The following is a 346-nucleotide window of genomic DNA, read 5'->3' as shown; positions in this document are numbered from 1 at the left end:
CTCCCCAGAGCGTTTCGCCGCTTGTCGCGTCCTTCGTAGCCTCCAAAAGCCTAGGCATTCCCTGTATACCCTTCTCTCGCTTTTCTTTTGAGTGAAATTATTTAGCTAAAAATAATTTCTAAAGTTTTTCCCATTCTGTCAAAGATCTTTTGTTCTAACTTTTTAGAACTAGTGGGCTTAGCTGGACTCGAACCAGCGACCTCTACATTATCAGTGTAGCGCTCTAACCACCTGAGCTATAAGCCCTTATTGATGTAATAAAAGTAATCATAAGTCCCTCGAAAGCAGGATCCCGTTCGTAAAGCACAAGGCTCCAAAAGGAGGTGTTCCAGCCGCACCTTCCGGT

General features: G+C 44.5%; 1 tRNA gene. It reads right to left on the bottom strand.

The features are described from left to right. Positions 1-172: 172 nt before the first annotated feature. Positions 173-246, bottom strand: a tRNA-Ile gene (locus tag IC221_RS29385). Between the last annotated feature and the right edge of the window lie 100 nt (positions 247-346).

It is taken from the genome of Flammeovirga sp. EKP202 (assembly GCF_014534745.1).
Classification (GTDB): Bacteria; Bacteroidota; Bacteroidia; order Cytophagales; family Flammeovirgaceae; genus Flammeovirga.
This window is presented reverse-complemented; position numbering and strand designations above follow the sequence as displayed.